Consider the following 22,804-nt stretch of genomic DNA (forward strand, 5'->3'; position numbering starts at 1 on the left):
ATCAAATAACAGAGATATGTTTAAATCAATTCGAAAAACCTTTCTTTTGATCCCTGCGACATTGATGCTGGGATCATGCTGGGAGCTGGATCAAGAGGTGCTGGATGGGATTACACAGGAAGAGGTGAATAATAGCAACAATCCGGTATTGATTGATGTTTTGAAAGCCTCTGCATACTCCAGAATCGTAGGAAGCTGGGGTGGTCACAACAGTATTTGGTCTATTTATGAGGTATCCTCAGATGAAATGGCTATTCCTCAAAAAGGTGCTGACTGGGAAGACGGTGGTCTATGGCTACGTGCTCACAGGCACACTTGGCAGCCTTCTGATGAAGCCTTCAATAACTCTTGGGCTTATTGTTACACTGCAATTGGTGAAATCAACAACTTGATTGTTGCTTACAGAGATGTTCAGGCTTTAACAGCAGAACTTAGGGTACTTAGAGCATTGGTATATTCATGGCTAATTGACAGCTTTGGAAATGTTCCAATCGTGACAGAGGATGACTTAGACGGAAACCCTACGAATAATTCTCGTCAGGAAGTATTTGATTTTATCGAGCAGTCCATTTTGGAAAATGTAGACTTATTACCTAAATCAGATACAAAGAGCACATTGAATTATTACTCAGCTCATGCGATCTTAGCGAAGTTGTATCTGAATGCTGAAGTCTATACCGGTACTGCAAGATGGGCTGACGCAGAAGCTGCTGCTGATGTTGTAATTAGCGGACCTTACTCGTTGTCTTCTAACTTCTTCAGCAACTTTGCTACAAGAAACGGAGGTTCTACAGAAAATATTCTGACACTTCCATATGACGAAAACAACGCTGGTGGATTTAACCTCGTGCAAATGACGCTTCACTATTCAAGTCAAGCGACTTATAACTTGCAAGAGCAGCCTTGGAATGGTTATGCTTCCTTGGAAGAATTCTACAACACATTCGATGACAACGATGTTAGAAAGAATTCATTCTTAGTAGGTCCTCAATTCGCTGCTGATGGTACTCGACTGAGAGATATCTCTGCTGAAGCTGATGATCCAGATGGCGAGCCATTAACGTTCACGCCGGAAATCAACGAACTGGCACCAAACGCATTCCGTCAGGCTGGTGCACGAGTAGGTAAATTTGAGTTCGCATTCGGTGCTGCTTCTTCATTGAGCAATGACTATCCACTATTCCGATTAGCTGATATGTACCTTACAAAAGGTGAAGCAGCATTCCGTCAGGGAAAAACCGATGTGGCTTTAGCTGCTGTCAACATGGTAAGAGAAAGAGCTGGGATGCCGGCATTTACAAGCTTGACCCTAGAAGAAATCTATGATGAGAGAGGTCGAGAAATGTTTGCTGAAGCTTCTAGAAGAACAGACCAAATCCGTTTTGGAACTTGGAATGACCCATGGTGGGAAAAAGGAGCCTCTGAACCATTCAGAGCATTGTTCCCAATTCCACTTCAGCAGATCAATGCCAATCCTAATTTGACTCAAAACCCAGGTTATTAATAACTTAATCTCCTGATAGTGAAAGGAAGTGTACATTTGTGCACTTCCTTTTTTTAAAATATGCGAAAGTCTTTTCAAATAGCATTCTTTACCCTTTTAGTTTTAGGCTCCTGCCAAAAACAAAAGCCTACCGCACAAGTACTTTTTGAAAAAATTGAATCTCAGAAATCTGGATTAATCTTTCGGAATGACCTGAACTATACCGAAAAAATAAACCCCTATACCTTTCGAAATTTTTATAATGGAGCCGGAGTGGCTTTAGGGGATATCAATAATGATGGGCTTGTGGATGTTTTCCTAGCCGGCAATCAAACATCAAACAAACTTTTTTTAAATCAAGGAGACCTGACGTTCAAAGACATTACAGACGCGGCAGGCTTAAATTCAGAAGGAGGCTGGACGACCGGTGTCAGTATGGCTGATATTAATGGTGATGGTTTCCTGGATATTTACGTTTGTAAATCCGGTCCACTTGATACTCCCGACCGAAACAATGAGCTTTTCATCAATCAGGGTAATCTGACTTTTGTCGAAAAAGCGGCTGAGTACGGATTAAATGAAAAAGCGCTTTCACAACATGCCGTTTTCTTTGATTATGACAAAGACGGAGACTTAGATCTTTATCTGCTCAGCAATTCCCCCCGGTCTGTGGGTATCTTCGACTTAAGGGAAGGCCAGCGAGAAATACGAGATCCTAATGGTGGCAACAAACTTTTTCGAAATGAAGGAAACACCTTCAAGGATGTAAGCGCGGAAGCTGGTATCTATGGAAGCGCCATAGGTTATGGTCTCGGCGTGACCGTCGCTGACCTAAATGGAGATAATTGGCCAGATCTATACGTTTCCAATGATTTCTTCGAACGAGACTACCTGTATTTGAATAACCAGGACGGAAGCTTTTCTGAAGTCCTTTCCGACTTGATCCCCGAGATCAGTATGGGTTCTATGGGAGCCGATATTGCCGACCTAGACAATGACAGTCGTCCTGATATTTTTGTGACGGAAATGCTCCCTGAAGATATGGGACGGGTAAAAACCAAAACCCCTTTTGAAGAATGGGATAAATACCAATCCAACTTCAAAGCCGGTTACCACCGCCAATTCACCCGAAACACGCTTCAACGAAACCTAGGAAAGGATCCCTCCACAGGCCAACCCCTATTTGCTGAAATTTCAAGAATGGCAGGGGTTCAGGCGACCGACTGGAGTTGGGGGGCTTTGATTTTTGATGCCGACCTCGATGGCTGGAAAGATATTTTTGTGGCAAACGGGATAGTTAAGGATTTGACTGATTTCGATTTTGTCAATTACTATGCATTCAACCCGGAAAAAGTTAACGAATACAGATCCGACTCGGTCCTAATCACCAAGATGATTGACGCGTTTCCTTCTACTCCCCTTCAAAATTATTGGTTCAAGAATGAAGGGAACTGGAAGTTTTCCAATCAGGCATCCGAGGTCGGATTAACTGAAACAACCTTCAGCACCGGTGCTGCCTATGGTGACTTAGATAATGATGGTGATTTGGATTTGATCATCAACAACCTGAATGGAGAAGTTTCCTTGTACAAAAACAAGGCAGTTGAAATTGGAAATGGCAATTATCTGGGAGTTGATTTGGGGGACGCCTTTGGAGCGAAAGTCGAAATCCAAGTAGGCGACACAAAACAAGTTCAGGAATTTCAGCCCGTAAAGGGTTATATGTCTTCGGTCGATCCACGCTTATTTTTTGGACTGGGAAAATCTGACAGTATCCAAGTATTGAAGGTCCAATGGCCCGATGGAAGTGTGTCTGATTATCGGCATGTTACCGCCAACCAAATTCTCAAAATTCAACGGGAAAGCTCCTATTTCCCTACTCAGGAAAAAAATACCTCTTCAACATTACTTTCAAGGGAGAGTATGCTCGATGATTTGAACCATCAGGAAAGTGACTTTGTGGATTTTGATCGGGATAGACTTCGCTTTTGGTCTATCAGTAATGAAGGCCCTAAGGTCTCTGTAAGCAACAAAACAGTAGGTGGCCTCCCCCTTCTATTTCTTCCAAATGGAAAAGGGTTTTCTTCAAGTTTATATCAGCTGCAAGAAAATGCTGAATGGAAAAAAATAGAAACAGCAGTATCTAAAACCGAAGGTCAGGCAGAAGATTTTGGAGGGGTATTTTTTGACGCAAATGGAGATGGTTTGGATGATCTATTGGTGTTGAGTGGGGGAATTGAGTTTCCTGAGAATAGTCCGGATTATTCGGACAGATTATATTTCCAACAAGCGGATGGAAACTTTGAGGAATCTCAGCAAGTCTTTTCAAAAATGCCAACGGCTTTTGCGCTTCCTTTCGATTGGGATCAAGATAATGACCTAGATCTAATCATCGGGGAAAGAGCACATCCTTATGGATATGGCATTCCTGTTGGTGTGACCTTTTGGGAAAATGATGGAAAAGGAAATTTCAAGGAGGTCTCAGAATCATTCAGCCCTGACTTGAAAAAATTAGGAATGCTGACATCTGGAGCCATTTCCGATTTGGATTTAGATGGAAATGCTGAATTGATCTTGGCAGGAGAATGGATGGGAATCCGAATCTTCTCTTTCCAAAACAATTCTTGGGTTGATCAAACGGAGTATTTTGGAATGCAGAACACCTCAGGACTTTGGTATAGCCTTTTGGTGGAAGATGTAGATGGGGACGGCTATAAGGATATTCTAGCCGGAAATATGGGAACCAATACGCGATTGGATTTCAAGAATGGCTCTATCCTTCGAATGTACGTCAACGACTTTGACCAAAACGGAAGCGCTGATCATATCCTATGTGAATTTGATGGAGAAAAATCCACGCCTTGGGTGATGAAAAATAGCCTCGTCCGACAAATTCCATCCCTCCAAAAGTCACTTCTTCGATATGCCGATTATGGTACTAAAAAATTCGAGGACTTGTTTTCTCCCAACTCCATTGCGAATTCCGTAATTTTGGAGGCTAAAAATCTGGAAACTAGCCTTTGGATAAATAAAAAGGGCTCTGGATTTTCAAAAGTCCCTTTGCCAAGTGCGGTACAGCAAGCACCTGTTTATGCAGCCACTTATTTTGAGGACTTGGAGGGAAGACACTACCTCGCTCTCGGAGGAAACCAACGTAGAATCAAACCAGAATTGGGGACTCAACTCGGATCTTATGGTTGGATCCTGCGATTGGAACCGAATCAATCTTGGAAGCTACTGGAACCAGAAGAAAGTGGCTTCGTAGTGAGGGGAGAAATCAGAGATTTAAAAACATTAAAACAAGCCAATAACCACTATTTAATTGCCTTTAGAAATGATGAAATACCGGTTCTATTTAAGATCCGCCCTTAGCCTGCTGATCACAGTTACACTTTTATCCTGTGAAAGTCCCTATCAAAAAATCGAGCGAAAGGAACTGGCATCAGGAGAAATTAACAATGAGCTGTTCCTAAACCTTGAATTGGGAATGGATAAACGCGACTTTTTCGAAACCTGCTGGCAACTCAATAAAGAAGGAATCCTTACCAATGGTCCCACTGAACTTTCGGTTGAATACGCTATTGAATTGCCCTCAGGAAAGGCGGCAAAAATGCGTTTTTATCCGGATTTTCTAAACGATAAAATCTACCTGATGCCCGTTGAATTTGTGTATGACGGTTGGGCTCCTTGGAATGAAGAGCTCAGCGTTGAAAAACTGCGGGAGGATGTCGTTGCGCAATTTGAAAAATGGTACGGACCGGGCTTTTTTGAAGTTTCCAATGAGGACAAGAGCCTGATCGCTTTTGTTAAAATTGACGGAAACAGAAGAGTCCGGATTTTTAAAAAATCACTATCCGCAGTTCGGGCAGAGATTGTTGATCTGAACATTTTGAAAAACCTTGAAAAATCCACTCATGAGTAAAAATTGGCCCATTGCTATTGGAATCTTATTGATCTTCTCCTGTACTAAGATCGAGAAAAATGAGCCTACTCTTTTCCAGGAATTAGATCCTTCTCAATCTGGAATCGATTTTCGAAATGACCTCTCATTCGATGAGAACTTCAATATTTTCACTTACAGAAATTATTACAATGGAGGAGGCGTCGCTTTGGGGGATGTCAACAAAGATGGACTATTGGACATCTATTTTACTGCAAACCTTTCCTCCAACAAACTCTACCTAAATAAAGGAAACCTCCAATTTGAAGATGTTACCGAAAAAGCCGGCGTGGGAGGAAATCGGGCTTGGTCCACTGGAGTAGTTATGGCGGATATCAATGGAGATGGGCTCTTGGATATTTATGTTTGTAATTCGGGGGATATTTCTGGTGACAACAAGCAAAATGAACTTTTCATCAACCAAGGTGATGGGACTTTTTCAGAAGAAGCAGAAAAATACGGACTTGCTGATCAGGGGTTTTCTACCCATGCAGTGTTTTTTGATTATGACAAAGACGGGGACTTGGATGTCTATCTTTTGAATAATAGCTATCAAGCCATTGGAGGCTTCAACAAGATGCAAAACGAACGTCCCAATCGCGATCCTGTAGGTGGAGACAAATTATTCCGAAATGATGGGGAACGGTTTACCGATGTTAGTGAAGAAGCTGGAATTTATGGTTCCGTGATTGGGTTTGGATTAGGCATTACCATTGGTGATGTGAATCAGGATACCTGGCCTGATATTTTTATTTCAAATGACTTTTTTGAACGGGATTATCTCTACATCAACAATCAGGATGGCACCTTTACCGAATCCTTAGAATCAGCCATGCGATCAATTTCGGCGGCCTCCATGGGGGCAGATATTGCTGATATCAATGGGGATGGACTCTTGGATATTTTTGTGACGGATATGCTGCCTGAACCCTTGGAACGACTCAAGCAAGTAACCACCTTCGAAAATTGGGACAAGTTCCAATTCAACAAAAATCACGGTTATCACTATCAATATTCCCGAAACATGCTCCATATCAATAATGGAGATGGGACCTTCAGTGAGATGGGAAGGCTAGCAAATGTGGAAGCAACTGACTGGAGCTGGGGAGCCTTGATTTTCGACATGGACAGTGATGGCCTCCGAGACTTATTTGTTGCCAATGGAATCTATCAGGATATTACCGATTTGGATTACCTCAACTTCATCGATGATGAAGAAACAAAAGTCAAAATCATCACCGGAGAGGGGGTGGATTACCGAGCTTTGATTGATCCGATTCCTGTAAACCCGGTTTCTAATTATGCTTTCCTCAATGAAGGAGATTTAAAGTTTACAAATAAAGCGGAAGAATGGGGTTTGGGCGAACCTATTCATTCCAATGGAGCAGCTTATGGAGATTTGAACAATGATGGATATCCGGATTTAGTTGTCAACAATGTAAATCGGGAGGCTCAGCTATTCATCAATCAAACCCCTTCCCTACTTCCCGAAAATCATTTCATTCAATTGAATTTGATCGGAAAGGGTAAAAACACTGAAGCAATAGGAACGCAGATTTTGGCAAAGTCGAATGATCAGGTCTTTTATCAAGAGCAAATGCCGAATCGGGGTTTCCAATCCTCTATCGATCCCAAAATCACACTTGGACTGGGCAAAATCAATCACCTTGAAGAACTTATCATCACTTGGCCAGATAATTCTCGAACAGTTTTACAAAATGTTCCTGCTGATCAATTATTGGAACTCCGCTGGGAAGATGCAACCCATTTTGAACCAATTGAAGAGAATCCAAAAGCAAGCATATTCTCCAAGGATAATTCCCAAAAACTAAATTTCACCCATCAGGAAAATCCATTTGTTGATTTCGATCGAGACCGATTGACCTACCATATGTTTTCAACGGAAGGTCCTGCTTTCGCAAAAGGAGATGTCAACGGAGACGGATTGGATGATTTGTATTTTGGAGGAGCAAAAGGATTTTCAGGTCAGCTTTTCTTAGGAAAGAATAATGGGGAGTTTATCTCTTCAGTCCAAGTGGCTTTCGAACAAGATGCACCATCGGAAGATACGGACGCGGTATTTTTCGATGCCGATGGAGATGGAGCCTTAGATCTATTTGTTACTTCCGGCGGCAATGAATTCCCGCTTTATTCCCTAGACCTCGTAGATCGATTGTATCTAAATGACGGAAACGGGAATTTCAAAAAAGAGACTGAGAGTGAATTCCAAGCTATCAAAGGCAGTAGTTCGGCGGTCGAAGTAATTGATATTAATGAGGATGGAAACCCGGATCTTTTTGTGGGTGAACGATTGGTTCCATTTGTCTATGGCGCCCCGGCAAGCAGCCATATTTGGATCAATGATGGAACGGGAAAATATGAGGAAAAAACTTCTGAACTCGCTCCTCAACTTCAAGAATTAGGCATGGTTACCGATGCCAGTTGGGTAGATTGGGATAGCGATGGAAAATCCGACCTGGTTCTGGTAGGTGATTGGATGGCTCCGACCTTCTTCCGAAATACAGGAGGAACGCTTGAAAAAATTGAAATGCCTGAAATGGAAAACCTCAAAGGTTGGTATAGAAGCCTGGAGGTTGCTGATTTGAACCAGGATAATTTACCCGACTTAATTCTGGGAAACCAAGGGTTAAACACCCGATTCAAGGCTAGCAAAGAACAGCCAATTCATCTTTACCTCAATGATTTTGATCAAAATGGATCGATCGAACAGGTATTTACAACTGTGAAAGATGGAGTGACACTTCCTTACACACTCAAACATGAGTTGGAAATGCAGATTCCAAGTATTAAGAAGAAATACATCAAGTATTCGAATTACAACAACCAAACCTTGGATCAGATTTTCAATTCAGATGTGCTTTCAAAATCCATCATTCTGGAAGCAAATCATTTGGAATCCGGAGTTTTAATCAACCTGGGTCAGGGAAATTTTGAATGGAAATCATTTCCAAGAGAAGCTCAGAAGTCCTGGGTTTTTGCGAGCCAAGTCTATGATTTCAACCAAGATGGACTGGTAGACATCCTTTTGGGTGGGAATTTAGCAGGGGTTAAACCTCAAATCGGAAAATCGGACGCAAGCTATGGAGAGTTATTGCTCGGAAAAGGCGATGGAAGTTTTGAGTTTGTCCCTAATCGATCACTCGGACTGAATCTGGAAGGAGATATCCGACATTTTGAAATTCTTCAGCCAGATCGTCTTCTAATAGTAAAAAATAATAGCTCCGCCGAAATCTGGAATTATGATTGGAAATAGATTTTCGGAAATTATCCTCTTCTGTCTGGGTTTGCTTTTGTTTTTCTCCTGTGAGGTCAAAAAGGAGAAAAAGCTTTTTGAACTTTTACCCGCGGAAAAAACCGGAATTAACTTTGAAAATCGCCTGGATTGGGACCTGGAAATGAACATCCTGGAATACCTTTACTTCTACAACGGTGGAGGAGTGGCAGCCGGAGACATCAACAATGACGGCCTGGTAGATCTATATTTTTCAGGAAATCAAGTTTCCAACCGCCTCTATCTTAATGAAGGAAACTTCAAGTTTAAAGACATCACAGAGTCTGCGGGAGTTGGAGGAGAAGACGGTTGGTCCAATGGGGTAACTATGGCTGATGTCAACGGTGATGGCCTTTTGGACATTTACGTCTGCCAAATTGGGGATTACAAGAGCCTAAAAGGCAAAAACAGACTTTATATCAACCAAGGCGACAGGACCTTTACCGAACTGGGCCAGGAATATGGAGTGGATTTCAAAGGATTTGGGACACATGCAGCATTTTTTGATTATGACCGGGACGGTGACCTGGATTTGTATTTACTCAACCATGGAGTCAAGTCTCCAGAAGTTTTCACCAAGGCTGAAAACAGAAGACTGAAAGACGAGGGAGGGGACAAGTTGTTCAAAAATCTGGCAGCGGAAGGAAAGAGAGGCTTTGTAGATGTAACGGAAGAATCTGGGATTTACTCTAGTATTTTGGGGTTTGGATTGGGTGTCAGTGTAGAGGATTTCAATGAAGACGGCTGGCCTGACCTATACATTTCCAACGATTTCACCGAGAACGATTACCTCTACCTCAATAATCAAGATGGAACCTTCACTGAGTCTTTGGAGCAATTGATTGCCAATACATCCCGCTACTCCATGGGCAATGATGCGGCTGATATCAATGCTGACGGACTACCGGATATTTTCACTACAGACATGCTTCCGGAAGATCCTGAGATATGGATGAAGTCTGTGGGGGAAGACAAGCCCGAAGTATATCAGATCAAAAACCAGTTTGGCTATGGGGATCAATATGTCCGCAACCACCTCCAACTCAACAGAGGGAAAGCCGGATTTAGTGAAATATCCCTCTATTCGGAAGTATTTGCTTCGGACTGGAGTTGGTCGCCTTTGATCTTCGACATGGATAATGACGGCCTGGTAGACATCCATGTAAGCAACGGGATAGTCAAGCGCCCAAATGACCTGGACTTCATTCAATACAGTCAGGAGGCTGATCCCAGTCTGAGTTTGGAAGAGTTGCGAAATAGACAAATCGAAATGCTTCCTTCCGTCAAACTCACCAATTATACTTTCCGAAATATGGGCGAGCTGAAATTTTCGGATTTTTCCAAAAGTTGGGGTCTTGAGCAGGCCTCCTACTCCAATGGTTCAACTTATGCCGACTTGGACAATGACGGAGACCTGGATTTAATCCTCAATAATCTCAATCAACCCGCTTTTGTTTATGAAAATCATAGCGAACAAGGAGCCAATCATTTTTTAAGAATAAATCTAAAAGCAGCTGGTCTGAATCCTTTTGGTATAGGAGCAGAAGTGAAACTATTCACTTCAAATGGTCTTTTCAGACAGCGACTCAGTACTTCCCGTGGATTTCAGTCCGGCACTTCCACTACCTTGGTCTTTGGTTTGGGTGAGCTGAACCAAATTGACTCCATTCAGGTGAAATGGCCGGATGGAATGAAAGAATCTTTTCCTGGAACCAGCGTCGACCAATTTCTAGGCCTGGAACAATTTTCCGGTAAATCCACAACCGAGTCCCAGATCCCAGTTGGGGAATTGTCGGCGGAAAGCGAAACCAAAATCAAATGGTCACACCTGGAAAAAACAGAGGTGGACGAAGGCAAAAGGGAATATTTGATTCCAAAAAGTTTTGCTCAGTCAGGACCTGCAATCGCCGTCGGCGATGTCAATAAAGATGGCTTGGATGATCTCTATCTTGGAGGGGCCAAGGACCAAGCAGGAGTTATTTTTATTCAATTGCCCAATGGTACATTCGAAGAGGTTTTGAACCCTATCTTCCACCAACTTGCCAAGGCCGAAGATGTAGTTGCTGAATTTGCAGATTTTAATGGGGATGGGAACCTCGATCTATATGTGGGAAGCGGAGGAAATGAGGAACCTCAGGGGAATTTATTTTTATTTGACCGAGTCTTTTTTGGAGATGGGTCCGGACATTTCCAGTTTTCTCCCATGTCCTTACCTCCTATCGGTGAAAACACCTCCGCAGTCGCAATTCAAGACCTAAACAAAGATGGTTTGCCTGATCTATTCCTAGGCGCATCTGTAGTTTCTGGGAATTATGGTGAAAGTCCAAAAAGCTATCTATTAATCAACAAAGGGGATGGAAGTTTCAGAGATGAAACAGAATCTTGGTTTGGTTCGGATATAGATTTCGGAATGGTCAATGATGCTCTTTGGGCAGACCTAAATCAAGACGGAAAACCTGAGTTGGTACTGACAGGAGATTGGCAAAAGATCAGAATTTTCGCCTTTGATTCCTCAAATACACTCAAAGAACAGCAGCCCAAAGGACTGGAAAAATCAGCAGGATGGATCAATAGTTTGCTGGTTGCGGACTTCAATCAGGATGGACTCATGGATATTGGAAGTGGCAACTTAGGCCTGAACTCCAAACTCAAAGCAAATGAAGAAAAGCCAGTTTGGCTTTATCATTTCGATTTTGACAAAAACGAACAGGCAGATCCCCTGATCTTTCATTACATGGGAGAAAGGCTGGTTCCATTTGGAACACGGGACGATCTTATCAAACAAATCCCCGGTTTCAAACGCCTTCACAATTCCTATCAGGACTATTCAAAAATCAAGGGCCCTGAGGATTTGATCCCTTCCGATCAATTAGCACAGGTAAATCCTAAAGCAGCTTATGAATTCCGATCTGGCATTTATTTCCAAAAACGGGACGGAAGCTTTGAGTTTGAAGCATTTCCTTGGGAATCCCAATTGAGCCCAATTATGAGTATGAACTGGGATCCTGAAAACCAGAAGCTTGTTATTGGAGGGAACTTTAATGGGTTTAGAGTGGACTTGGGAAAATCCGGAGCAAATGCACTTCAAATTTTAACAAGGACCCCTACATCCTGGAAAACCAATCAACCTACTGAAAGCATTCCCTTACAAACAGAAATTCGAAAGCTTAAAGCCCTGAAAACCAATTCGGGAAAATTGTATTTGGCAGCGTCCAACAATGGTCCGGTCTGGTTAATTAAAGGATTTTAAAACTTGATGAAAATCATTTGTCTCCCCCATTTATTAAGCTAGATTTGGTGTTGGCAAAGCTTAAAAACCCTTGAAAATTCGGAATTTGCTTCGGCTTTCCATTACATACTTAATGTACCAGTAATCAAAATCATCCCATGATTAAGTTAAGACAACTGTTGGTTCCGGCTATTATTCTGCTGACATTTTCCTGTTCCAAACCGGTAGATTACAGCAGTGCCATTACCGATGGACAATACCTGAGTGAAGCTCAAAATAGAATTACAGAAGTAATCATCCATGATATTTTCTCTCCTCCAGTAGCAGCGAGGATCTATTCTTACAGTTCTTTGGCCGCCTATGAAGTTGCCGCAGCTGTTGACCCGGCCTACGAATCATTACTAGGTCAGCTCAATGGCTCTGAAAAAGTCAATTTCGAAGTTCCCGAAAATATATACCCTCCTTTGGCCTCCTTGGCCGCATACTACCATGTGGGTACCTCTTTGATTTTTTCCGAAGATATGGTCAATGCACACCGTGACCAAGCTTATGAGAAATTGAGAGAAAAGGGCATCCCGGATGATGTTTTTGAAGCCTCTGTGAAATTTGGCCAATTGGTGGGAGATGCTGTGAAGGCTTATTCTTCCAAAGACAATTACCACCAAAGCCGTTCCTTTCCGAAATACACCGTAACAGGAGAACCCGGCACCTGGGAACCTACTCCTCCTGCCTATATGGAAGGAATCGAGCCTCACTGGAACAAAATAAGAACCTTCGTATTGGATTCTGCAGGTCAGTTCAAGGTATCTCCGCCCCCTGCCTACTCCACTGAGCCAGGCTCTGCTTTTTACAAGCAGGCTTATGAAGTGTACAAAGCTGCGATAGAGGCCAACAAGGAAGAAACTGACATTGCAATGTTTTGGGATTGTAACCCTTACAAGATGAATGTCAAGGGACACGTGATGTTTGCAGAAAAGAAAATAACTCCGGGTGGGCACTGGATGAGTATTGCGGCAATTGCCAGCAAAACTGCTGGCCAAGACTGGAAAGGAACTGCCGAAACCCTTGCAATGACAGGAATCTCTCTACATGATGCCTTTGTGGCTTGTTGGGATGAAAAATACCGAAGCAAACTTGTAAGACCTGAAACATACATCAATCAGTACATAGATGAGGAATGGGTGCCATTACTGCAAACTCCTCCTTTTCCTGAACACACCAGTGGACATAGCGTAGCATCAACCGCATCATCTTATACACTGACTCAATTATTTGGTGAGAACTTCCATTTTGTAGATAGTTCAGAAGTAGCTTATGGACTTCCGATCAGAGAATATGACTCCTTCAAACAAGCTTCTGAAGAGGCCGCTATCTCCAGATTCTACGGGGGCATTCACTACATGCCTGCTATTGAAGAGGGAGTTTGGCAGGGCGAAAAAGTCGGTGAATTGATCTGGTCGAGAGTGAACACAAAAAGCAAACAAATAGCATCTAAAGAATAACCCAAGCAGCCCGAAAGGGCTGTTTTTTTACCCAAACAACCTATGGCAAACCCTATCTGGATAATGACTTCGGCTTTTGACCAACTCAACCTGGATCAAACTGTCGAAAAAGCAATTGAAATCGGCGTACAAGGACTGGACCTTTGTGTTTTCAGAAAAGACGGAACCAGAGATGACTTTGTGGCCACACATTTGGATTATGAGAATTTTGGTAGTGAGGAGGCAAAACAATTATTGGAAAAATTCAACGGAGCCCAACTTCGGCTTTCCATTGGGGCTTTTGAAAATCTTATTGGTGGAGATCCTGTACAGCGGATTAAAAATCAAAATCACCTTCTCAGATTGATCCGAATGGCTTACCTCCTGGGAGGAGATGAAAATGACGTGAAAGTCGGGACTTTCGTAGGCTACAATCACGAATTAGGGAACCAAGATGGAGGCTTTGAAAAAAATCTTCTGGAATATCAGCGTATTTTCACTCCCATTATCCGATATGCCGCCGACTTAGGTGTAACTGTACTTTATGAAAACTGTCCCATGGAAGGCTGGAGAAGCTCCGGCCATTTCGGCACTTTCAACAACCTGACCGGTGTATTGGCTGCAAGAAAAATCATGTACGACCTTATCCCAGAAAAGAACCACGGGGAAATTTACGATCCTTCCCATGATGTTTGGCAACATACCGACCCAGTGGAGGTCATCAAAAACACGGATATGGATAGATTGAAACGTATCCATGTCAAATCCACACGGAATTTACCCGATCCTTTTTGGGGAAATATGTATCCCATGCATCAAATTCCTGCGGATTGGGCAAAAAAGGCAGGAATCCCCTCAAGTCAAAACCCCTGGGATCGGCACCATTATGAGGCTACACTTCCCGGTTTTGGCTTAGGTGACTCCATGGATTGGAGGGCATTTGTCAATATTTTGAAGGAAAGAGGCTTTTCCGGGCCTTTTGAAATCGAAAATGAAGCAGTGCTTTCCAAACAAACCGGAAAAATGGGAGCTATCGTACAGGGATGCAAAGCTGCAGTACAAAACTTGGCCCCCCTGCTTTATGAGCTGACCGATGAGGGATGGGTTTACCCTATGCAGGAATACAAACCACTCAAAGAGATGGACCGAAAAGACATCCCTTTGAAAACCATGGATGACCTTTAAAAAACTATAAAGATTAGCAGCAGGCATAAGACCTGCTGCTAACTTCATTTATTTCGTATCGCCTTCATAGCCTACGTCCACCTTGAGGACTTTTTTTTCGGCAGCAGCCACTGCCAGTTCATCGCAACGTTCGTTTTCAGGATGTCCGGCATGTCCTTTTACCCAAATGAATTTGGGTCTGTATTTCAAATGAAGGGGAATATAGCGCAGCCATAGATCGGGATTTTTCTTATCCTTAAATCCTTTTTTTTGCCAGCTCCAAAGCCATCCTTTTTCAATGGCATCCACCACATACTTGCTATCCGAATAAATGGTCACAGGTATACCTGTCAACTTGAGTTCCTGAAGCCCTCGAATCACCGCCAGCAATTCCATGCGATTATTGGTAGTCAGGCGATAGCCTTCCGAAAGTTCCTTTTCATGATGGTTGTATTTGAGCACCACTCCATAGCCCCCTGGTCCGGGATTGCCTTTGGAAGCCCCATCTGTGAAAATCCTAATCATACATCAAAATAAGGGAAATAATACTCCTCACTGAAGTTGGAGTTTAAACGATTTCAATCGGAAAAGCATTCGACTTGAAAATCTTCACTGCAATGGAAAGCAAAATGATCCCGAAAATCCTTCTCAAGACATCCAGTCCGGTTTTTCCGAGTTTTTTCTCCAGCCAGGTCGTACTTTTCAATACCGCATAGACAAAAACCAGATTGAGCAAAATTCCTATGGCAATATTGATCTGGGCAAACTCTGCCTTTAAGGTCAAGATTGTAGTCAATGTACCTGCACCCGCGATCAATGGAAAGGCTATGGGAACAATAGAAGCCCCGGCACTGGCATCCGGATCGGGTTTGAAGAGCTCGATCCCCAAAATCATTTCTGCACCCAAGGCAAAAATGATCAGCGCACCCGCAATCGCAAAGTCCTCCACACCGATCCCAAAGAGACCTAAAATGGATTTTCCTGCAAACAAAAACAGAATCATGAGTACTCCGGCCGCAATTGTGGCTTTTTCAGACTGAATATGGCCAGCCTTTTTCCTTAAATTGATGATAATCGGAATCGAACCCAGAATATCGATCACGGAAAAGAGGATCAAAGAAACCGAAAGAATTTGCTTGAAATCTATCATGGTGCAAAGGTAGGTCTTTTCATCCTGCCAAAATAGTGCAACGCAACAATGAAGATGTAAATACAGCCCTGAAGATTAATTTATTCAGGGCTATGTCGAATTAATATTGACTCAAAAATTCAATCAGAACATCCATTTCCTGGTTGGTGATTGCCGGGAAATTCGCAATCCGAAAAGAGGTGGCCTTCAGTGGTCCATAACCACCTCCCAACTGCATTCCTTCCTTTTCAGCGGCTTTTTTCACGGAAGCAATCATCTCTTCAGACCCTGCGACTCCCATTACGGTGGTGCTTCTAGCTTCTTCATTATCCACTAGCATACGGAAAGCCTTGGTGTGAGCAATACAGGTCTCCAGCTTTCTCATTCTCTCCCGAAGATTGGCATCGATGTGCTGGACTTCCTCAATATCCTTCAACACGCGCTTGAGCAGGTAAATACCCAAGACATTGGGAGTATAATGGGTCTGATATCCAGCTGCATTGTCCAGCATAAAATTCAGACTATTGTATCTTCCGCGTTCACCCTTTTGGACAGTTTTCTCTATAGCTCTTGGGGAAAGAATAAGAATCCCCAAACCCGCAGGAAGCCCAAAGCATTTTTGAACCGAGGCATACCAAATATCCGCAAGTTCAAAATCCAGTTCTATCCCCGCCATACTGGAAGTTGTATCAACTGCGATCAGCTTTTCAGGAAACTTGTCCTTTATTGCTTCCAGAGTTCTCATGGTCACCTGAGAGGCATTGGATGTTTCATTCTGGGTGATTGCGATCAGGTCAAACTCCTCCCCGATCTGTAATGCAGGAACATTAATCACTTCATTGGCTTGAATCTTCAAGCCCGAGGAAGAAGGCAGAATATGGGAAGCAAAATCAAACCACTTTTTCCCAAATGAACCTGAATAGATATGGAAACTGGCTTTTTCTACAATCGATTGGGAAATGATTTCCCAGTTTTCAGTAGCACTGGAGGTAAAAAGCAATTTGTAATCCTCCGGCATGTGCAGTTTTTTACGCATCAGTTCTTCAACTTCCTGATACAGGTTCATGAAGACGGAACTCCTGTGGTTGGCGCTCAGGATTCCTTCCTGATAAGCATCTTGTAAATAGAAAGGAAGGGCATCGAAAACTTTTGAAGGCCCGGCAGCAAATGTGATCATGAGTAGAGGGTTTAAAGAAAATAGCGGATACCCAATTCGTAACCTTTCAGGCCCAATCCGGAAATCATGCCCACACAGGACTTTGATATAATACTCTTGTGGCGAAATTCCTCCCTTTTGTAAATATTGGAAATATGGACTTCCAATACTGGGGTGGTCACTCCAGCGATAGCATCCGAAATGGCTACAGAGGTATGGGTATAGCCTCCTGCATTGAGTAAAATCGCATCAAAAGAAAAACCTACCTCGTGAATTTTATTGATCAATTCACCCTCCACATTACTTTGATAATAGTGCAGCTCAACTTCCGGGAAGAGTTTTTTGAGTGTTTCAAAATATTCTTCGAAAGAAGTGCTCCCATATACTTCAGGCTCCCTTTTCCCCAATAGATTGAGATTTGGCCCGTTGATGATCTGGATTTTCAAAATAAAATTAGGTTTTAGGTTTGATTTGGATTTCCCTTCAAAGTTAAAAAGTAGCACGACAAAAATCTTAGAGTTTGGCAAAAGCAAGTCAATTTTATTTTTCCTAAGCCTACAAACGAACCTTCCTGCTTTTCACAGGGTTACCCATCCAGAAATTAAACCGGCAAATTTGTAGCTTTGCAGCATGGAAGGGATTCAGAAAAAAGACATTCGTAAACTAAGCCTAGAAGAACTGGAGGAGTTTTTCCTTTCCCAGGGAGAAAAAAAATTCCGGGCCAAGCAGGTCTATGAATGGCTTTGGAACAAATCCCTGAAAAATTTTGATGACATGAGTAATATTTCCCTAAACACCCGGGAAATGCTCAAAAACAATTTTATCATCAACCATATTCAGGTTGACCTCATGCAACATTCCAATGACGGAACTATCAAAAATGCGGTCAAACTTTATGATGAAAAAATAGTGGAATCAGTACTGATTCCGACTTCCAAGAGAATTACCGCCTGTGTTTCTTCTCAGGTAGGATGTAGCCTTGATTGTAATTTCTGCGCAACCGCAAGGCTAAAACGTATGCGAAATCTGAATCCGGATGAAATCTACGATCAGGTAGTTGCCATCAAGGACGAAGCCGAAACTTACTTCCAGCGTCCTTTGACCAATATTGTATTCATGGGAATGGGTGAACCCTTACTGAATTACAACAACGTTATCGCCGCAATCGAAAAAATCACTTCCCCGGAAGGACTGGGCATGGCTCCACGTAGAATTACCCTTTCTACGGTGGGTATTCCAAAAATGATCCGGAAAATGGCAGACGATGAGGTAAAATTTAACCTCGCCATTTCCCTGCACTCCGCCATCAATGAGACTCGTTCCCTACTCATGCCTATTAATGATTCCAATCCTTTGGAAGATCTTGTAGACGCATTGAAGTACTGGTACCAAAAGACCAAACGAAAAGTCACCTACGAATATGTGATCTGGGATGGGGTCAATGATGACGAAAGACACGCTAAAGCACTGGCTAAATTCTGCAAAGCCATTCCATCCAAAGTCAACATCATCCAGTACAACCCCATTGACGAGGGAGAGTTCAGACAGGCAAAGCAAGAGGCTGTGGACATGTATATCCGAGTTTTGGAGTCCCAGGGAATTATTGCCAAAGTCCGAAAATCCAGAGGTCAAGATATAGATGCAGCATGCGGCCAACTGGCCAATAAGAACGAAGTAGCCGAGCTAACGAAAATTTAAGATTTTTTCACTTGATATTGATAAAAGATTAGTTTTTCTTGAGTTTGTTTTTAATCAAGCAACAATCTTTTATGCAAAAGCTTTCCTTTTATCTATTGGGATTGGTCTTTTTCTTTTTCAGTAAAGGCCTTTTTGCCCAGGATTTAGCCCAAAAAATCCAGTCTTATTTTGCCAAAAACCAACAGGAATTCCCTGTAGAAAAAGTTTTTCTGCACCTGGATAAACAAACCTACACTTTAGGTGAGGACCTGTGGTTTAGTGCCTATCTGGTCGCTGGCAGCGAACAAATCCCTTCCCCGCTTAGCCAGACTCTCTATGTTGGACTCTTTGATGGGGATGGACTGCTTCTGGAGCAGAAGAGCATTCTGGTCGAAAAAGGTCGCGGTAAAGGCGACTTCATTCTTCCTGCATTTGGCAAGCCCGGAACCTACCGGCTCAAAGCCTTTACTTCATGGATGAGAAACTTCGGAGAAGAGTATTTTTTCACAGCCGAAATCAATGTCATCGATGGGGCTGCCGGATCGTTTTTACCGGAAATCAAATTCAACCAAATCAGGAGTGAAAATGGCCGGACTGTTTATCAGTCGGAATTGACAGCGATCGATAATCAGGGAAAAGCCCTCAGCAATCAGTCCCTTCAAGTCAAGGTCTTGGGCAACCAGGAGGAACTTCACCAGCAGGAAGTTCTCCTAAATGCACAGGGTTTGGCAAGTTTTACTTTTTCCATCCCCGAACAAGCTTTTAAAAGCCAGCATTTAGAAATAACATACCTAGAGAACGGAAACTACCCAGTGACCCAAAAAATCCGTCTTCCCTACAGCCTCAATTTGGCAGACATTCAGTTTTTGCCTGAAGGAGGAAGGTGGTTGATTGGAAAAAAATCAACCATGGCTTTTCGGGCTGTAGCTCCGGATGGAATGCCCCTGGAAATCCAAGGCCATATTCTGGAGGACGAAAGTATTCAGTTCAGCGGAAATGAATCCGGATTGGGTAAGTTTGAAATCACGCCTTCCCAAAGCGATTACCGGGCAGAAATCAAGGCCGAAAATCAAAGCCGGGTCATCTCCTTACCCGAAGCATCTTCGGACGGCCTGGTACTTCAGGTAGTCAACAATCCTGCTGCCAGCTATATCACTGCCTTTGTTCAGGGAAGTTATAATCCCAATTCCCTTTTGCTGGTTAGCCAAACCAGAGGTATTGTCAATTACATGATCCAAGGAGCTCTGAACAATGGAGTTTGGGGAGTGAGAATTCCCAAGGAGAACCTGATTACCGGAATCAACCAGATCACTGTCTTGGATCCTAAAGGGAAACCACTTTTGGAACGGCTGGTTTTCATAAACAAGGGGGATGAACTCAAGTTAGAAATGAGTCAAAGCGGTACTCTTTCTCCACGGGAGAAAATCACCCTTTCATTTACCAATCAATTTTCCGGACAAGCGGCCCCGGGGAGCTTTTCCCTGGCAATCTTGGATGCTGATCAGGCAGATGGGTACGACCCAAATACAAGCTCGATATTTTCAGAACTCCTTCTCAACTCAGACCTAAGAGGCAATCTCCATCAGGCTGGAAGGTACTTCAAAGACCAAGAAGCTACTACAATGGAAGCCCTGGACCTGGTGATGTTGACCCATGGATGGAGAAGATTCAACTGGACAGATATCGTCCAGGAAAAATCCCCAGAGATCTCCCATTTTATAGAGAGAGGAATCAATATTGAAGGACAAGTCACAGATCAGGAAGACACCAAAAAAGGTCTTGGAGGAGGAAAAATCACCGCAATGGTCGGGGATGGAATAGAAATCCTTACTACGGAATACGGACCCAATGGAAGGTTTATTTTCAGGGATCTGCATTACTCAGATTCAGCCCAAATCACCATCACTGCCGAGGATAATAGGCTGAAAAACTTTATCGATGTGGAAGTCATACAGCCTGAGGCAGTTCTTTCGAGTTTGACGGGCAGCTATCCCAATCAGACATCTTGGCCAGAGGGACTTGCTTCCACCTATCAAGAAAGAACGCTTATGCAGAGAATGTACTCCGACCAGGACAAAATCATGGACCTGGAAGGGGTAACTGTGGAAGGGCAGACCATAGCCCAAGAAGAGGAAGAGGTACGAAAAATCTACGGAGCAGGAGATGTGAGCATTAACCCGGAGAAAATACCCGGAACTGTAGCCTATTCAAATGTTTTTCAATTGATTCAAGGAAGGGTATCCGGGGTACAGATATTTGTGTCTGGTCTGGACGTAAGTGTACAGATCCGAGGGCCAGGCTCAATCAACGCCGGTACCAGTCCACTGTTCCTGCTTGACAATATTCCTGTGGATGCTGGAACACTCCTTCAGATCAATCCTCGGGACGTGGCCAGTGTGGATGTGTTCAAAGACCCGGCACGAACTGCCATTTTCGGGGCTCAGGGAGCCAATGGAGTTATCGCAGTGTACACCAAAACCGGAAGTGGGGTTTCTGTAAGCGTGGGAGGAACTTTAGTCACCCGGTATGGAGGATATGCAGTTGCCAGAGAATTTTATCAGCCCAAATACGATGTAAAATCCCCAGAAAATTCTCTGACAGACAAGCGGGCTACTATTTACTGGAATCCCATTTTGGAAATTGATGAAAGCGGTCAAACCCAGGTGGAATACTACAATACCGATGTTGCTAAAAAACAAATCCTGATCATGGAAGGAATGGATGCAGAAGGAAGATTGGGCAGATTAGTACGTATTTTGGAATAAGCATTTGTTTTCCTCACCAAAGCCTTCTAATTTTTGTCCAGAATAAACTTTATTGGACATGAAGAAGGCTTTGGTGATCTTTTTAATGGGGTGTGGCTTGATTTTTTCAGCCAATGCACAAACTCAAAATCAGGGTGATGCCCGACTCCATGCATTTGGAAGTTACGGTTTACGATGGGAAAATCTGGGAGCCGGAGCTGGTATAGAGTTCTTCTTTATTGACCATTTCGCGGTCATGCCCAGCTTTACCAAGATTTTTCCTGAAGTTGGAAATGCCTCAAACTTTAGTTTCGACTTTCGATACTTTGTATCTGAAGGACCCTCGCAACTTTACTTCATGACAGGCTACAGCCAAAACTGGGAAAACCCCAACAAAGACGGCGGTGTAGGTGTGAGACGTACTTATAAAGGAGCCAATGTAGGTGTAGGGGCTTACATCCGACTAATTGACCAAGTAGGGTTAAGTACTGAATTCAGAGTTCAGAGCCAGTTCCCGAGAGAAGCTAGTTTCCGATTCGGACTAACCTTCCCTCTTTAATTTTGGGATAAAAGAATCATTTCTTGCTGAATTCGAAAAGCTTTCGCTTCTCTTCCTTGCTCAAGGCTTCATACCCTCGATCTGCAATTTTATCCAGAATCCTATCTATTTCCTCTTGGCTAGTGTCCCCGGATGTTTGGGCCGGACTTGAGCTTTTGGAAGAAGATTTTCCGGCAAAACCTCCATGGCTTGATTTGGCTTTTCTATGACTGACTTTCACTCGGGAAGGATTCTTTTTGAATAGGTTTTCAAAGAAAATCCCAACCTTTTGTACCGGCACTCCGAGATCAATTCCTTTACGCAGCTGAACGATATATAAATAACCCAGCAAGGCCCCTCCCAAATGCGCAAGCTCTCCACCTGCATTAGCTCCTGCAGAATTGGCAAAGGAAAGCAGCACGTAGAAAATTGCAATGTACTTGATCTTTACAGGACCTAGGAACATCAAAAAGAAAGAGGTGTTCGGTGTCAGTGTCGCTGCCCCAACCACAATGGCAAAAACCCCTGCGCTGGCTCCCAGCATCAGAGAAGAATCCACAGAGTTGCTGAAATAAGGGGCAAGATTGTATATCAACACATAGAAAATCGCACCTGAAAAACCTCCCAATATGTATAGATTAACCAGTTTTCTACTCCCTAAGTACTGGTGAACTAGCATGCCAAACCAATACAAAAACAACATATTGAACAGAATGTGAAAAAATCCCTCATGCAGGAACATGTAGGAAAGAATGCTCCAGGGCTGGCTGGCAAGTTTGGGCAAGGAAGCCGGCATCATCAAATGTGAAATCAAATCCGAATACAGTCCTCCAAATCCTCCAATGGTCAGAAATACTCTGACCACAAGGAACACCAAAAACACCAGGATATTGATAGCCATCAGCTTAAACAGACCGTTATCGCTCTGTTTAAACGCGTTGCGAAGATTTTCCCAAAGATTTCCGTACATC

Annotated in this window: 15 protein-coding genes; 10 read left to right on the plus strand and 5 right to left on the minus strand. The window is 43.1% G+C overall.

Going from position 1 to position 22,804, the window contains the following annotated elements; all coding sequences use genetic code 11:
* The first annotated feature begins 16 nt into the window (after positions 1–16).
* The 7 genes from P2G54_RS12815 (at position 17) to P2G54_RS12845 (ending at position 14,610) form a co-directional block, all read left to right on the plus strand.
* On the plus strand, positions 17–1,504 hold the full coding sequence (locus P2G54_RS12815; RefSeq protein WP_275871741.1) for a RagB/SusD family nutrient uptake outer membrane protein: 1,488 nt from the start codon (positions 17–19) through the stop codon (positions 1,502–1,504).
* Positions 1,505–1,564: 60 nt separating this feature from the next.
* Positions 1,565–4,855 carry a VCBS repeat-containing protein gene (locus tag P2G54_RS12820; RefSeq protein ID WP_275871743.1) on the plus strand — a complete coding sequence of 1,097 codons (3,291 nt, stop codon included), beginning with the start codon at positions 1,565–1,567 and terminating at the stop codon, positions 4,853–4,855.
* Positions 4,821–5,405, plus strand: coding sequence for a hypothetical protein (locus tag P2G54_RS12825; RefSeq protein ID WP_275871745.1), 585 nt, complete (start codon positions 4,821–4,823; stop codon positions 5,403–5,405). Before P2G54_RS12820 ends, P2G54_RS12825 begins: the two co-directional genes overlap by 35 nt.
* Positions 5,398–8,697: a VCBS repeat-containing protein gene (locus tag P2G54_RS12830; protein WP_275871747.1), complete on the plus strand. Its 3,300-nt coding sequence runs from the start codon at positions 5,398–5,400 to the stop codon at positions 8,695–8,697. The genes P2G54_RS12825 and P2G54_RS12830 overlap by 8 nt, the downstream gene beginning before the upstream one ends.
* Complete coding sequence (locus tag P2G54_RS12835; protein ID WP_275871749.1) at positions 8,684–11,965, plus strand: VCBS repeat-containing protein; 3,282 nt, start codon at positions 8,684–8,686, stop codon at positions 11,963–11,965. The genes P2G54_RS12830 and P2G54_RS12835 overlap by 14 nt, the downstream gene beginning before the upstream one ends.
* Before the next feature lie 137 nt (positions 11,966–12,102).
* Complete coding sequence (locus P2G54_RS12840) at positions 12,103–13,446, plus strand: vanadium-dependent haloperoxidase (RefSeq protein WP_275871751.1); 1,344 nt, start codon at positions 12,103–12,105, stop codon at positions 13,444–13,446.
* Between the two features lie 42 nt (positions 13,447–13,488).
* The gene (locus tag P2G54_RS12845) at positions 13,489–14,610 is read left to right on the plus strand and encodes a sugar phosphate isomerase/epimerase (RefSeq protein WP_275871752.1); all 1,122 of its coding nucleotides are present in this window, start codon (positions 13,489–13,491) and stop codon (positions 14,608–14,610) included.
* A 48-nt stretch (positions 14,611–14,658) separates the two neighbouring features.
* Here the strand turns inward: P2G54_RS12845 and rnhA are convergent, their stop codons facing one another.
* The 4 genes from rnhA to aroQ form a co-directional block, all read right to left on the minus strand.
* Positions 14,659–15,114 carry a ribonuclease HI gene (rnhA, locus tag P2G54_RS12850; protein WP_275871754.1) on the minus strand — a complete coding sequence of 152 codons (456 nt, stop codon included), beginning with the start codon at positions 15,112–15,114 and terminating at the stop codon, positions 14,659–14,661.
* 43 nt (positions 15,115–15,157) lie between these two features.
* Positions 15,158–15,739, minus strand: a complete 582-nt coding sequence (locus P2G54_RS12855) for a MarC family protein (protein ID WP_275871756.1) — start codon at positions 15,737–15,739, stop codon at positions 15,158–15,160.
* Between the two features lie 100 nt (positions 15,740–15,839).
* Positions 15,840–16,895, minus strand: coding sequence for an aminotransferase class V-fold PLP-dependent enzyme (locus P2G54_RS12860; protein ID WP_275871758.1), 1,056 nt, complete (start codon positions 16,893–16,895; stop codon positions 15,840–15,842).
* 11 nt (positions 16,896–16,906) lie between these two features.
* On the minus strand, positions 16,907–17,320 hold the full coding sequence (gene aroQ / locus P2G54_RS12865; RefSeq protein ID WP_275871760.1) for a type II 3-dehydroquinate dehydratase: 414 nt from the start codon (positions 17,318–17,320) through the stop codon (positions 16,907–16,909).
* A 184-nt stretch (positions 17,321–17,504) separates the two neighbouring features.
* On the opposite strand from aroQ, the gene rlmN reads away from it, so the two are divergent.
* The 3 genes from rlmN to P2G54_RS12880 all read left to right on the plus strand — a co-directional run bounded on the left by rlmN (position 17,505) and on the right by P2G54_RS12880 (position 21,854).
* Positions 17,505–18,572 (plus strand): 23S rRNA (adenine(2503)-C(2))-methyltransferase RlmN, encoded by a 1,068-nt coding sequence (rlmN, locus tag P2G54_RS12870; protein WP_275871762.1) that lies wholly within the window; start codon positions 17,505–17,507, stop codon positions 18,570–18,572.
* Between the two features lie 71 nt (positions 18,573–18,643).
* Entirely contained in the window at positions 18,644–21,316 is a 2,673-nt protein-coding gene (locus P2G54_RS12875) for a TonB-dependent receptor plug domain-containing protein (protein WP_275871764.1), read from the plus strand.
* Positions 21,317–21,374: 58 nt separating this feature from the next.
* Positions 21,375–21,854, plus strand: a complete 480-nt coding sequence (locus P2G54_RS12880) for a hypothetical protein (protein WP_275871766.1) — start codon at positions 21,375–21,377, stop codon at positions 21,852–21,854.
* A 16-nt stretch (positions 21,855–21,870) separates the two neighbouring features.
* Here the strand turns inward: P2G54_RS12880 and P2G54_RS12885 are convergent, their stop codons facing one another.
* Positions 21,871–22,803, minus strand: a complete 933-nt coding sequence (locus tag P2G54_RS12885; RefSeq protein WP_275872138.1) for a rhomboid family intramembrane serine protease — start codon at positions 22,801–22,803, stop codon at positions 21,871–21,873.
* Between the last annotated feature and the right edge of the window lies 1 nt (position 22,804).

The organism is Algoriphagus sp. CAU 1675 (assembly GCF_029222925.1).
Lineage (GTDB): Bacteria > Bacteroidota > Bacteroidia > Cytophagales > Cyclobacteriaceae > Algoriphagus.